The sequence below is a fragment of the Acidithiobacillus ferrooxidans ATCC 23270 genome (assembly GCF_000021485.1).
Classification (GTDB): Bacteria; Pseudomonadota; Gammaproteobacteria; order Acidithiobacillales; family Acidithiobacillaceae; genus Acidithiobacillus; species Acidithiobacillus ferrooxidans.
In genome coordinates this window covers 2610778-2625253 of sequence record NC_011761.1, presented here as the reverse complement: position 1 = coordinate 2625253, position 14476 = coordinate 2610778, and the positions used below count along the sequence as shown (strand labels likewise).

Annotated in this window: 6 protein-coding genes; all 6 read right to left on the bottom strand. The window is 60.9% G+C overall.

Annotated features, from left to right (window positions below; all coding sequences use genetic code 11):
• Positions 1–13: 13 nt before the first annotated feature.
• The 6 genes from AFE_RS13470 to recC all read right to left on the bottom strand — a co-directional run bounded on the left by AFE_RS13470 (position 14) and on the right by recC (position 14411).
• Positions 14–1666 (bottom strand): TonB-dependent receptor domain-containing protein, encoded by a 1653-nt coding sequence (locus AFE_RS13470; RefSeq protein ID WP_012607572.1) that lies wholly within the window; start codon positions 1664–1666, stop codon positions 14–16.
• A gap of 195 nt (positions 1667–1861) precedes the next feature.
• Positions 1862–4267, bottom strand: a complete 2406-nt coding sequence (locus tag AFE_RS13465) for a TonB-dependent receptor (RefSeq protein WP_012607571.1) — start codon at positions 4265–4267, stop codon at positions 1862–1864.
• Between the two features lie 112 nt (positions 4268–4379).
• Complete coding sequence (locus AFE_RS13460) at positions 4380–5174, bottom strand: winged helix-turn-helix transcriptional regulator (RefSeq protein ID WP_229129743.1); 795 nt, start codon at positions 5172–5174, stop codon at positions 4380–4382.
• Between the two features lie 302 nt (positions 5175–5476).
• Positions 5477–7417: an exodeoxyribonuclease V subunit alpha gene (gene recD / locus AFE_RS13455; RefSeq protein ID WP_012607569.1), complete on the bottom strand. Its 1941-nt coding sequence runs from the start codon at positions 7415–7417 to the stop codon at positions 5477–5479.
• 8 nt (positions 7418–7425) lie between these two features.
• The gene (recB, locus tag AFE_RS13450) at positions 7426–11022 is read right to left on the bottom strand and encodes an exodeoxyribonuclease V subunit beta (RefSeq protein ID WP_012537483.1); all 3597 of its coding nucleotides are present in this window, start codon (positions 11020–11022) and stop codon (positions 7426–7428) included.
• The gene (recC, locus tag AFE_RS13445; protein WP_012537482.1) at positions 11019–14411 is read right to left on the bottom strand and encodes an exodeoxyribonuclease V subunit gamma; all 3393 of its coding nucleotides are present in this window, start codon (positions 14409–14411) and stop codon (positions 11019–11021) included. The genes recB and recC overlap by 4 nt, the downstream gene beginning before the upstream one ends.
• Between the last annotated feature and the right edge of the window lie 65 nt (positions 14412–14476).

The following is a 14476-nucleotide window of genomic DNA, read 5'->3' as shown; positions in this document are numbered from 1 at the left end:
GTTGGCTGAACGTTTACAGATCTATGGTGCCGCCGTTACCATTGTAGGCCCCGTAGTTGTTATCCGTAGGATTCTGATAAGAACGGCCATAGTGCGCATATACCGAACCCCATTTGACCGGTGCAAAGCGGACCCCGATGGAAGGTTCCAAGCGGGATATGGTATCCGAAGCGCTATTAATGAGCGTCTGATTCTGCGCGCCCGCCGGAAGGTTGGGGAATGCCTGGGCCCCATTATTGTACATCTGGGTCTGGTACTGGACCGCAGCAATGCCCGGAGTAATCTTGAAGCCGGAGAACGGAGTGAACGTGTCCTGAACGAAGCCTGTCAGATAGTTGTTATACAGAACGTCACTATTGTACTGAATGGGGAAGGAGGGACTGGTGCCCAGAAGCGTATTGTATCCCGCATAAGGTGTGGTGTATTGCTGATGAATCCATGACCCTCCGGCCTTCACGAGGTTCATAGGCAGGCGCCAGTCGAAATACAGCTTGTCCCCATAAGTATCCGAGCTCGGGTTGTAATACTCGGAATTTACGCTGCTTCCTGGTACAAAGTTGGTGATGCGGTAATGCACCCGGTGGCCATGGCGATACCAGGCCATTTCGTGCAGCGTGACGTCCCTGCTGAGGCGGAGGTTCAGCTTGGAGTACAGCATGTAGCCTTGCACTTTCAATTGCTTAAACCAGATGGACTCAGGCAGTGATGCGTAAAACCCGCTGGTCTGTTGGCTATACAAAGGCGCATTGGCGTTCAGGCCCTGGGTGGTGATGCCCTGTATCGGGGTAACCGGTATGAAATTGGGCCTGAACTCGCGCGAACTGTCGACATAGCCGCCAAGGCTGAAGGTGCCACTCCGGAAGGTCTTCACCGCCTTGCCAAAATAGGCGAGAGACTGGGACGGCGCATTGAACGTACCTGTGCGGAACGTATTGTTTTTCGTATAACCTCCGGCCAGGATCGCGGACCAGCCATCGTACATTCCCGTTTTGAGATCGAAGTTGTAGCCGAGGGTGCCGTTACTGCCAAAGGTGGTACCTATCTCGGCGCTCGGTTTTACGGATGGCTGCAGCGGCACAAAGTTGATGGTGCCACCGACGCTGTCGAACCACCGGCCGGCGGGATTTCCGGGGCCGTAGGTCACGTTGATGCCATGGATCATCTGGAGAATGGGGATTTCGTTGGAATCCCAGCCGCCGTTATGTGAAATCAGGTTGTTCATGGGGATTCCGTCAAACAGCACCGTCAAGCCATTGCGTTCGACGTCGCCATTCACGGATGACCAGCCTACCTTTACGCCGCGCACCGCGATTTCATAGCGCGCGGTCGAGGAGATGCCGCCATAACCACGAACGGCGATGCCGGGTGCCAGAGAGAGTGCCTGGGCCGCCCCTGCGGCGGGACCTACACCCTGAATTTCACGCTTCCCGACAACCGCCTGGGATTGGGTGGATTTGAAGATTTTCTTCCTGGTCAGCTTGCCGTCAGTGCTGGCCAGCGCCTTGGCAGATTCAGAAAGTGCGCTGGCCGAAGCGTTTACCTCGCCGACACTGGTGGATTGGCTGCCTGAATTGGCACCATAAGCTGCTGTTATGGTATTCCAGGTGCAAAACCCTGCGGTGCACATTGCGAACAATAACGGGTTCATACGATTCCGCTTATTCATTTCTAGCTCCTGTATAAGAATATGATCGTATAAAGCTATATGACTTCATTGAATGTTGCCAAAGCAACAGGAAAAATGATACAGGAGAATTGTGACACAATTATTACGTTACAATGACCATTGTATGACAATAAAACATTTAAAAACCGGGGCGAAGGAATGACTCGCCCCGGCGAACCGCGTTACTTAGTGACGCTAGAATGAGGCGTTTACACTAAGATAAACTGCGCGTGGCATACCTGGTTCCCCAAGTATCTGGCCGGCCACGCCATAATAGCCGCCACCCGAAATATACTCGTAATTGTTGTATTGCTTGTTCAGAAGATTAAGGACCGTTACATTAACCGAGGCATCATGCATCCCGGCAAACAGATATCTTTTGGATACCTTGACCCGCAGCGAGGCATTGAATATCCCAAAACTGGGCAACTTCTGACTTGTGGGGGCTCCGGTGTTGTTGTTGTAGATGTTCTGGACACCGGTATACTGCCACCAGACTCTTGGCTCATAAAGGATGCCCGAATTATAAATCTGATAGTAGGCGCCGATGTTGGCGGTTTGCGCCGGCACATTAGAAATAGGCAGGCCAGCGTAGGATACGCCATGACCTGTGGTGTAGTTTGAGTAAGTGGCCTTCTCGAAACTCACGTTGGAGAACAGGTATAGATTGTAGAGCGGATTGTCGTCCATCGACAGATTGACACCGCTGAATACCGACGAACCAGATGCGAAGCGCGAGTAAAGATGGTTGACAACCGGGATGGGAATGATTTCATTGGTATCATTCAGATGGTAGTAATTGGCATTGAAGACTGCGTGATGCAGCAGTCCATAACTTTTGACATACGCCTTTACCCCAATCTGGTACTGTGTCGACTTTTGCGGCTGTAACGTGGATGTCAATTCATGAGCATACGTCCCGGTAGCGCCGGCCGGTGCCTTGTAGCCGGTGGCGTAGTTTCCATATAGTGCAACATTGGGCGTCACCTTATAGTTGACGCCGATGGACGGCTCGAACTCGGTGAAATTCGTCGATGAGTTCGGTTGATAATCGCCGTTGTGACCGATCAGGTTAGCCACACTCGTGGGGAATTGGGCAGCAGAGTTGTTCACAAAGTTGGTTTGAAACTGAACCACGCGGATACCGGGGGTAATGCGCAGACCATGGATAGGGTGGATGACGTCTTGGACAAAGGCCGCAAGGTCGGTCATGTAGAGATACGAACTATGGAATGCGCTCGGCAAGGATGGGCTGTTGTATACCGGAGAACCATTGATGATTACGTTATTTCCGGCATTGGGGCTGAGCGAATCATAAGTCGCAATCTGGTTCTGATTATAGAAATACAACAGGGAGTTGTATTTCGAGTTCAGGAAATACCCGCCGAGCGAAATATTGTTGTATGGTGCGTTTACGGTCAGATAAAGCTTGTCCCCGTAGGTATGGTCGGAGGCGTTATAATACTGATTCAGCACGTTGGCAGCATTGCCGGTATTGTTGTAGTGCAGATGCACGCGGTCGCCATAGCGATACCATAACAGGTTATGGATCACCATGCTGGGTGTAAGATGTTGTTCGAAGCGAGAATAAATGAGGTAGGTCTTTACAAAAGCTTCCTTCCAGTAAACGGAATACGGGAGGGTGGTATAAAACCCCGTAGTTTGTTGACTGTAGATGGGCCCGGGATTCACGGCTCCGGTATTCGGGTCGACCCCGTAGATCGTGACATTGGGATTGGCGGTTACCGGGATTGGCAATGGTCTGTAGGCCACAGAACGTGCAACGTAGCCACCAAAACTTATGTGGCCGCCACGAAAGCTTTTCCGGACTTTTCCATAATAGGCATAATTATTGCCGGGATTGTTGAACCCATACCCGTTCAAATAGTTTCCGCTGCTGCCTACCCCACCCGCAATGATCCCTGACCAGCCATCGTGTTCGCCGGTGCGAACATTGAAGTGGATACCTTTGGAATCAAAACTCCCATAGTACATGCCTATGGATGCCCCGGCCTTCCTGGTCGGTTGCAGCGGCGAAAAATTAACGGAGCCGCCAATATTGTTGTACCAGCGATTCAGTGGATAGCCCGGGCCGTAGGTTGCGGTAATGCCCTTGATCATGGACATCTGGGGCAGCTCTGAGCCCTGCCAGACGCCGTAAGCCGGATCGACCATGGGTACGCCGTCAAAAGTGACCATGACCGTGCCATCATTCGCATTGCCTGCGATGTTGCCCCAGCCGGTCTTCATGCCGTTGATGCTGATCGATGAGCGCGGCGCGCCACTGGGGCCATCGGTGACGACATTGATGCCCGGTGCCACGGCGAGCGCTTGTGCCGCCCCACCCGCAGGTCCTGCGGTAGCCATCTGACGCCTATTGATGACTTTTACCGACTGGGTGGAATTGAACACCTGTTTTTTGGTGGGGAGATGAGCCAGCGTGTTTAAAGCGCCGGTGGTAGAGGATACTTCTCCGACACTAATACTGGACGAGGTGGTGGGAGCGGTTACACCGGTAGCGAGCGCCATGCCGGACATCCCACACAAACCAGCAGCAATCAATGCACTAAATAAAGGATGATAACGATATTGATGTTTCACGGATATACGCCTTTTGCCTCTTGGAATGGCCCCATGCTAACGGCCGAATATTGCATCCGTGTGTCACTGAGGTGGCGTTATTGTGACATTGTTATGACGTTATTGTGACGTTTCACCCATTCTTTGGTGGTGAAAAGCGGTATCCGAAACTGTGCACTGTTTCCAGCCAGCCTTTGGCGCCGGCACTTTCCAGAATTTTGCGTAAACGATAAATCTTGACCACGAGGGTATTGGGAGCGAGATAGGTGCCCTTGCCCCCCCACAGGATATCGGCGATCTGCTCGTTGGAAACGACCTCGTCCGGATGGGTGGCGAAATAGTACAGCAGATAGAAAAGCCGTCGCGGTAGATGAATTTCCTGTCCCAATATCCAGACACGCAGTGATACCAGATCGATGCAGAGGTTTTCCTCTTGAACCAATCGGGGGGCAGGTGCTTGTGTGCGCAGCTTTTTGAGGAGACCGCATACCTGGGCGGTTAAGATTCCCAGCCCCATACCAGCAGGGATATATGCCTGTGCACCTACTTCCAGAGCCGCTACGGCGTTTGTTTCCTCGCGGTCTTCTCCCGCACTATTGCCGACCACCAGGAAGGGCAATTCGCCCTGACGCGATGCGAATTGCAGATGCCGCAGCCAGTCGCCCGTCGTGGTAGACCACCCGAGCAGGACCATTACTTCAGGATCCCAGCGGCGCACCAACTGCTCGGCTTCGGCACGCTCGGTGACCCGCATTACCCTGCCGCCGGTGCGTTCCAGGGCCATTTCGACGGAGACGATCGTTTTACCGTTGGTCCGTGCATTCACCAGCAAAAGGATTCGTGGGCCTTGCGGTGATTCGGTCCGGATCGGCAGGGGCGCGCGCGTCTGCGCCAGCATCGCCGCACGTAGCACATGTACTGTATGCACAGCAATACTGTTTAGTAAAAGCAATAACATAGTAAAAATCTCATACTTGCGGCGAAAAAGTGGAAGAAACTCACCAGGGCATTGTTGAGGGATTCGATGACGCCCGTTTGGGGTACGTGCGTGCCCATGGGTTGACTCATGCAGATCTCCTTATGGGGGTTGATATGACGGCTCCCCTTAGCGTAACTGGCTTATGTGACACTAGTATGAAGATTGCATGACTTTGTTATGACAATAACGATGTGTCGAAATCTGACCTGTCGAGATTCGCTCAAGCCTACTCAAAGTGATGTCGGTGACATTCAGCGCCTGGGATCATATAACGCCGCGTGTAATCCGCTCATCCTCCGCGTCTGGCGCTGAATGGCGTTTTCCAGTCGCTCCCGGGGGGCGATGAGGGTGAAGCATTTGCGGGCGCGGGTGATGGCCGTGTAGAGCAGTTCGCGGCTGAGGACGGGGCTGTCTTCCGGAGGAAGGATGAGGACGGTGTGGGCGAACTCGGAACCCTGTGCCTTGTGGACGGTCATGGCCCAGGCGCTTTCGGTGTGGTTGAGGCGGCTGGGGAGGATGGCGCGGGGGGCCTCTTCGCTATTGGGGAAGTAGACGCGCAGGCGTTTATCCGGGTCGGGCAGGGCGATGCCGATGTCGCCATTGCTGAGACCGAGGTTGGGGTCATTGCGGGTGACGAGGGTGGGGCGGCCGGCATACCAAAGGCCGCGGCTCTGCAGGATGCCCTGGCGCTGCAGGTAGTCTTCGATGGCGCGGTTGATGCCGGTAACGCCCCAGGGGCCTTGGCGCAGGGCACAGAGGATGCGGAAGCCAGCGTAGTCGTTGAGGATGGTTTTAACCCATGCGCTATGTTGTTGCCGGTCTTTGGGTGGCGGCTGGCCCGCGGCTTGCCAGACCCGACCATAGGCGCTTTCCGGGCGGGCCAGTTCCAGTATCCGGTGGATGGCAGGGGCGGGTTGCCAGGCGAGAGTGCCAGTGTGCGCCGTTTGCAGGATGCGGACGGCGGTTTCGGGGTGGCCGCCATGCACGGCATCCGCCAGCGCGCCGATTTCTGCATTGAAGCGATGGCTGCGTTGCAGGCGGATGATGTTTGCGGCAAGGGGGCTGGGGCCGTTGTCGCCGGGCCGCGGCGCGGCACCGCAACTGGCCTGCATATAGTGGCAGGTCTCGGCATCATATTTACCGCTGCCGAGACTGAGTTCGGCCAGCACCGCGCCCGCTTCGACGGAGGCAAGCTGGTCCTGATCGCCGAGGAGGATGAGGCGGGCCGCAGGCGGCAGGGCGCGGAGCAGGGCGGCCATCATCTCCTGATGAATCATGGAGGCTTCGTCCACCACGAGTACGTCCAGTTCGAGGGGGTTGGCAGCATCGTGGCGAAAGCGACGACTGTCGGGGCGGGCGCCGAGCAGGCTGTGCAGGGTGCGCGCCGGACGCAGGCGGGCGAAGGCGGCAGTCATATCGGGTATTTGGCTCAATTGCGGAAGAGTGCCGACCGCGCTCTGCAGGGATTCGTCGATGCGCACGGCGGCCTTGCCGGTGGGGGCGGCAAGCACGATGCGCAGGGGTGTGCTGCTGGTCGCCATGAGCAAGGCCATGAAGCGAGCTGCGGTGTAGGTTTTGCCGGTACCGGGGCCGCCGGTGATGATGCTGAAGTGGCTGCGCAGGGCGAGGGCGCAGGCGATTTTTTGCCAGGGGAGTGCGTCGCCGGGTTCGTCAGACGCCGGGAAAAGTTGCTCCAGCCAGGGTCTTAATGCCTCGGGGTTGGCGGCATCGGCGACGCGCTGTTGGGCGCGCTGGCGCAGGGCCTCGGCGATGAATTGCTGGTCACGCCAGTAGCGGCGCAAATAGAGGCGGGCGGCACTGAGGACCAGGGGCGTTTCTGCGCCGTTTGCCGGGACGGGGGCGTTGCGCTCGGTGACCTGTACGCAGCGGCTCCGGGCGAGGGTTTCTGTCCATTGGGCGGCATGGGGCCAGTCACCGAGTGCGGTTGCCAGCATGGCGTGCCCCGGCGCAGGCCAGTCCAGGAAGCGTTCGGGTGCGCCGAGGAAGTCTTCCAGCGCGATGCAGGTGTGGCCTTCTCCCTCCAGCCGGGCGAGGAGAGCGCCCGCCAGGGGCAGGAGGGCCGGGGCCTGCGGGTCCAGGCGGATGAGGAACTGCGCGAAGGCAAGGTCGAGGGGCCGTAGCCAGCCGGCGCTGGTCCAGGCGCGGAGTTGGTCGATCATGAGGCTGGTCATGGGCTGGTTCATGGCTGGGTTGCCCGCTGCGGCCAGCCGAAGAGGCCGTCGAGGGCATCGAGCAGGGCGAGGTCGGCGGGAAGATGGAGCACGCCTCGCTCCGGTCCTTGCAGCCCGCGCAGGAAGAAGAAGAGGGTGCCGCCGAGATGGGTCTCGGGCCGGTAGCGGCTGCCCATGCGCTGGCGCAGCAGGCGGTGCAGGGCCAGTTGGTAGAGGCTGGATTGCAGTTCGTAGCGATGACCGAGGGTGGCGTCGCGCAGCGCTTTGGCGTGGTAATCGGCATCCTCGCTGCCGAGGACGTTGGATTTGTAATCGAGGACGTAGTAACGCCCTCCTTGCTCGAAGACGAGGTCCATGAAGCCGCGCATCATGCCGTGAATGACCCGCTGGGGGAGCCTGGGGCGATCGGCACCGGGGAAAATATGCTGTTGGCAGAGCCTGTCCAGGTCGTCGCTGCGCAAGGCGTCGCTGGGAAACCAGAAGGCCATTTCGCTCAGGGTGTCGCTGAGATCGCAGAGCGCCGCCGTGAGGGGGGCAAGGGGGCTATGGACGATGGCTTGCAGCCATTCGGCGGTCTCCCCGACCCAGTCGCCCAGGCCGGCCTGGGTACAGGCCTTGTGCAGTTGTTCGACAAATTGGTCCTGACCGATTTGGGCAAAGCCATTCTGGGCGAGGCGTTGCAGTTGGTCGTGGAGAAAGGTGCCGGCGTTCATGCCTTGCGGGTAGCGATGCCAGGGGGCGCCGGCCTGGGCGCGCCGGGGCGTCGGTGGCGCCGCCGGATCGGCAGGGAGTTCGCGCACCAGATGGGAGAAGCTGGCAACGCCCCAGTGCTTCTCGAAGCTGGCGGTGTACTCTGGGGGCGGGTTGTGGGCGTTGTTGCGGGGCCGCACGAACAGCGTCGTGGGGATGCTGTCCGGTAGCGTCTCGACGACAATCTCCGGAGAGAGGCGGGCGCAGTCTTCGAGCAAGGTGGCGAGATCGCGGGCGGTGCGTTCGCTACCCAGCAGATGGGCGATGGCACTGCCGGCAAAGATCGGTGTTCCCGCCGTCTTCGGTGCGGCGAGGCCCAGCCAGAGGGCGTGCTCGGCACGGGTGAGGGCGACGTAGAGGAGGCGGAGATCTTCCTGCAACCGTGCCCTTTCCGCCGCCGTCGTGTCGCCACTTTCCCAGTGGATGGCGGGCTGTCCTTCCGCGCTGTGGATGACCGTAAAGGGGTTGGCCCTGGCGGCCTTGCAGGTGGCGATGAAGGGCAAAAAAACCAGGGGATATTGCAGACCTTTGGCGGCGTGGATGGTGACCACGCGCAGCAGTCCGGCATCGCTCTCCAGACGCAGGATGTGGGCATCGCTCTGATCACTTCCGGCGGCGATGGCCTGATGCAGGTGGCGAACGAGGGCCTCGGGGCCGTCGATGGTGGCGCTCGCCTGCTGCAAGAGTTCGCCGAGATGGAGCAGGTTGGTGAGGCGACGTTCGCCCTCGGGCTGCGTCAGCAGGCGGGCGGCAATGCCGAACTGATGGATGCTGTGGTGGAGCATGGCCAGCACGCCCTGCCGCCGCCATTGCCGGGACAGATCCTGAAACTGCTCCAGTTGCGCCTCCCAGGCCGTTTCGTTCTGATGAAAGGCATCCAGGGCGCTGAGGGGTTGTCCCAGCAGCGGCAGGGCGAGGGCGACGCGCAGACGGCGGGCATCTTCGGGTTCGGCCACCGCCTCCAGCCAGAGAAGCAGTTCGCGGGCTTCCTCACTGGCATAGACGGAATCCTGCTCCGAGAGAAAGACGCTGCGTAACTGGCGGTGGTGGAGGGCCTGACGGATGCTGGCGGCTTCATGACGATCGCGGACGAGAATGGCGATGTCCTTGGCCTCCAGCCGTCGGGTGATTTCTCCCTCCTGCGCGAATCCTGCTTCCGGATTGTCGAGCAGTCCGACAATACATTCTGCGGCCTGTGCTGCGCAGCGTTCCAGATAGTCGCCTTTGTTCAGCTTCTCGCCGGCACCCCAGAACGTCAGGGCGGGGGCGGCTTTGCCATGGATCCGCCAGACTTTCTGGTGGCCATGGGCCTGCACCGGCTGGTAAGGGAGCGGGTTGTCGGCACCGGGGGCGGCATAGGCAAAAGCGCCTTGCGGGTCGTCGTGTTCGGCGGCGGTGTAGATGGCGTTGAGGGCGCTGACCAGCGCGTGGCTGGAGCGATAATTGGTGCCGAGGGCGTAATGGCGGCCCTCGGTCAGGCGACGTGCCTGCAGATAACTGTCGATGTCCGCGCCGCGAAAGGCGTAGATGGACTGTTTGGGGTCACCGATGAGCAGAAGCAAAGTGTCGGGGTTGTTGTCGGCGGCGTGGTAGATGTCGTCGAAGATCTGATATTGCAGGGCGGAGGTATCCTGAAACTCGTCGATGAGGGCGGCGGGATATTTCTGCCGCAGGCGGGCGGCGAGTGCCGGTCCCTGGGTTTTGTCGTGCAGTACCCTGGCGAGGCGCCGCTGATAGTCGGCAAAGCTGACCTGTCCGCTCTGGGCCTTGAGCCGACTCAGCCGGGCGTTGATCCAGGCGGCGGCGTGGGTGCGAATTTCACCGTGCAGTCGGGTGAACTGTTGAGCGATGGTCTCCAACTCCCTGAACAGGGTATCCAGTGTCTCGGCAGCGGGGTGGAGGACGGGAGGCGGTTTGTTTTTGCAATACTCGGGCAGTTTGCTGGCAGAAAGGCGCTGGCATTTATCCAGTTCGTCGGGAATCAATGGATCGGAACGGTCGGCCCAATCACGCAATGCGGCGAGGGCCCGACTGACAATAGCTGCGCTTAGGGTATTACCATTCAATGGATTGTCTGCCTTGGGACCGTTTACGAGCCCTGACAGCCACTCCGCAAAGGCATCATGCTCCGCCGCCCATTGCGCCTTGAGGGTGGCGAGTCGCCGTCGGGGCGCGGCGAGGGCATCGGGCAGCCAGTCCGCCAGCCTCGATGCGGGGGCGGGCAGGGGCGGATCGAGTTTGCACAGGGCTGCTGTCTCCTGCCGGATCTTATCGGGGCCGGAAAAGAGCTGGAGGACCTCATCGAGGGCGGGTTCGCCCAGCGGGTAGATTTCCTGCCGCCAGAAGTCGCGTACGGCATCGTCGCGCAGGTCGGTCTCATCCAGGAGCAGGGTTTCGCGGAAATCGCTGCCAGTGGCGAAGGCGTGCTCGCGCAGGGTGCGCTGGCACCAGGCGTCGATGGTAAAAATGGCGCTGTCATCCATGGCATCGGCCGCCAAGGTAAGCTGGTGTGCGGCGCGGGCGCGGACCTCGGGGTCGGGATGGTCGGCCAGCAGCGCTTCGAGAAAGGGATCCGGCTGCGCTGGGTGTTCGGTGCCGCGGAAATATCGGGCAGCCGTTTGCAGGCGATCGCGGATACGCTCCTTGAGTTCCTGGGTGGCGGCGCGGGTGAAGGTCATCACCAGAATATCTTCGGGCAGGAGGGGGCGGGGAAAATGTTCACCTTCGCTGCCGTGTCCAAGGATCATGCGCAGATAGAGGGCGGCGATGGTCCAGGTTTTGCCGGTGCCGGCGCTGGCCTCGATGAGGCGGCTGCCGTGCAGGGGCAGGTGCAGGGGGTCGAGGATGGTGGTCATGGATGCGCCTGCCACTCCAAAGTTTCCAGCCAGCCGGCGAAGGGGCGGTAGAGGGCTGCGGCGTATTCTGCAAAGCCGCGTCGTTGCGGCCCGGTTCGGGCGCTGCTGAGGGTGGCGAAGTCGGGATAATCGCGGAACAGGCTGAGATCTTTCCGGGCTTCTCCGGGCAGGCGGTCATTGCCGTCGTAAATGGGTGCCGGGTTTTTGCCCTGCAGGCTGACGAGGGCGGTTTTGAGGGTGACCGGCAGGGGCTCGCAGAGACCTTCCTGCCAGAGATCCAGCAGATCGTCCAGTGCGGCAATGGCGCCCGGTGGCGGTGGCGCGGCGCGGACAAGCACATCCCGGCCCACCACGATGCCACCGCAGCGCAGGCCGACGGCGTTGGCGAGCAACTGCTGGAGCCAGAGGGCTGCGAGTTTATCCCCTTCGGGTTTTTTGCTGTCTTTATTCAGCAGGCGACTGGCGCGGAGCTGGACGAAGGCGAGGTCTCCTGCGTTGTTTTGGTACAAGGCGGGCAGCCAGTCCTCCAGCAATATCCGGCCGCGGGCACGGTGAACGACCCGTCGTTGCGGCGCTGCGGTCCATTCCGTGCCGATCTCCCGCCAGACGGTCAGGACGGGAGTGACGTCGTCGAGCAGTGCGGTCGCGGTCCTCGACGCCATGCCCGCGAGGGGATAGCGACCACTGCGCCGTTGTGCCCGCACCCTTTCGGCAATCCGGTCAGGGCCGTTTTTTTCCGCGGCGCGGAGCAGGTCTTCAAGCAGATGATAGGTCTCAAGGCTGTCCAGCGTGAAGGGTTCGTCGTCCTCCTCAGCCGGATCTTCTTCGTTGAAGTCCGTGCGCAGGCGTTGCCGGTAAAAGGCACGAGCGGGCAGGCGAAAAAACTCCAGCAGCTCGCGGATGCTGCGGGGGGTGATCTCGGCGGGGTCGGGTAGCGCGGCGTTTTCCGGGGCGCTGTGCGGAGAGGGATACCACTCGCGAGCCCAGGTGCGCAGGCCGGGTTTGCCGGCCAGATAGTCGGGGCTGAAGGGTTGCAGGGGATGCTCGAAAGTGCGCTTTTCCAGGGCCGGCGGCCAGCCGTCGCGAATGGCCTCCCGCAACTGCGCCACCAGCAGGGAGGGCGCCCGTTCATGGTTATTGCGCTGATCCCTTCCCGCCCAACTGACGTAGAGTTCCCGACGGGCGGCCAGGAGGGCCTCCAGCATCAGATAACGGTCGTCATCGCGGCGGGAGCGGTCGCCGGGGCGGGCCATGCCGGGTAGCGCCATGAGATCGAAGTCCGGACGGGGGCTGCGCCGCGGGTAATCGCCCTCGTTCATACCGAGCAGGCAGACCAGCGGGTAGGGCACCGCGCGCATGGGCAGGAGGGTGCAGAAGGTGACTCCGCCGCCAAGAAAGCTGCGCCCCAGATCCGGCGCATCCAGCATCTCCAGCCAGGCGCCGCGAAATACCGCGAGGGGGAGCGCTTCGTTAAAATCTGCCGCCGCGCAATCCGTCTGCCATTGGCGCAGGGCCTCTTCCAGATTTTGCAGGAGGGCTTCATCGTCGTCATCGCTGGCGCTGAAAAAGTCCGTGAGCAGATTGCGGGCCGCTTCACCCCAGTGCTCCGGCACCAGGGATTCGCCCAGAACGTGCTGCCAGTGCGCCAGCTTCTCCAGCAATTGACCGAGGGGGCCGAGGAGCGCGGCGTCCAACCCACCCACCTCGCCGTAGGCCTCGATCCCGGAGAAATGGCTGTCGTCGCCGCTGGCATAGCCGAGGCAGAGGCGTTGCAGGGCAAAGTCGCCGCTGTTCTGGGAACCGCAATGGGGCATGCCCAGCGCGGCCCGGTGCTCTGCCGAGAGCCCCCAGCGCCAGCCGGCTCCGGCCAGCCAGTGTTGCACGATGGGCAGGTCCTCCAGTTCCAGACCAAAGCGCCGGCGCAGGGCGGGGCAGTTGAGGAGATCACGGATTTCGCTCTGTCGGCAGCGCTGCTCGGGCAGCCGCAGCAGCCAGTCCAGGGCCAGGAGCAGGGGCTGTTCGTCGCGGGCCTGCAGATCGACGATGTGGTAGGGAATGTAACGCCTGTCCTCCCGGTCATACTGATCGAAAGTGGCGCGGATGAGGGGCGCAAAGCCGCCGATCTCCGGGACCATGACGATCACGTCGCGGGGCTGCAGTTTGCCAGTGGCAAAGCGGTCCAGCAGTTGATCGTGGAGGATCTGCACCTCGCGCAGGGCGCTGTGGGCGATGTGAAAGACCACGGAGTGATCGTTGTCGTCCAGTGCGGTGCAGGTTTCCGGCCTGATACCTTCCAGATCGCGGATTTGTACCTGCAACTGGCGCAGGAGGGTGTCGCCCTGATCTTCGCTGAAGAGATCGATGCGCGGGATGTCCATCTGCCGCTGCAATGCCGCCGTTTCATCGAACTGGTCCAGCAGATCGAGAAAATCCCGGCCCTGACGGCCCCAGGCGGCGAGCAGGGGATTGCCGAACTGATGCAGGTCCTCTGTGGCGGTGGCGGAGAGATCGTGGCCGTTGCGCGGGGGTTGGCGACGTCGTTCGCGTCTGAGCAATTCGCGCCCCGAGACGATGTCGGCCCAGTGGTAGCGGCAGGGGTTGGGCACCGCAAGGATCACCTGCATCTGCCGGCCCAGCGCCGCCAGCGCGGTCAGACTCTGTTCCGGCAGGGTGGCTGCTCCGAAGATGACGACGCGGCGGGGCAAGGGCGTTACGGGGGGGCGCCCGGCATTCAGGGCGGCGAGAAATTGCTCATGCACCTGCGCCCGGCCCGGAGCCTGGTCCAGCCCGCGGCTGTGCAGATCCTGCCGTAACGCCTGCCAGAGCCGGGGTTGCCAGCGCTGGTCGGCGGGCAGAGTCACCCGCTCGCCATCGCCCCGCCGCAGCAGGGACTGGTCCGTGGTCCAGTCCGCCAGCCAGTCGCCACGATAGACCTGATACTGGTCGAACAGATCGGCGATCTGCGCGGCCATTTGCCAGCGCCGCTCCAATGCGCCGTCCGGCCGCTGTGACTGGCCGATAAAATGCCGCAAGGGGGCGAAATCGGCATGGGCCAGCAGTTCCGGCAAGAGCCGCATCAGTCGCCAGGTGAGCGGTGCCTTGTCCAGCGGCGAGCGGGCCGAGACGATGCCGGTGCCCAGCACCCGTGCATAGCTTTCCCAGAGAAAACGCCCCGGCAGGGCGACGCGCACCGCGGCACAGATGCCCTCATGGGCTGCCAGGGTCCATTGCAGCCACTCGGCGATGCCGTTGCTCTGGACGAGGAAGATTTCCTCTTCCAGTGGCCGAAGCGGGTGCGCGCGCAGCCACTCCAGAACGGCATCGCTGAGCCACTCCAGACGGTCGCCGTGGAGGACGATAAAGCCCGGTTCGATTTCCGGATGATTCATGCGGGGGCGGGCGCCGAGCCGACCGGTGTGATTCGGTACAGATCCTTTGACCGTTTGCGGGCATC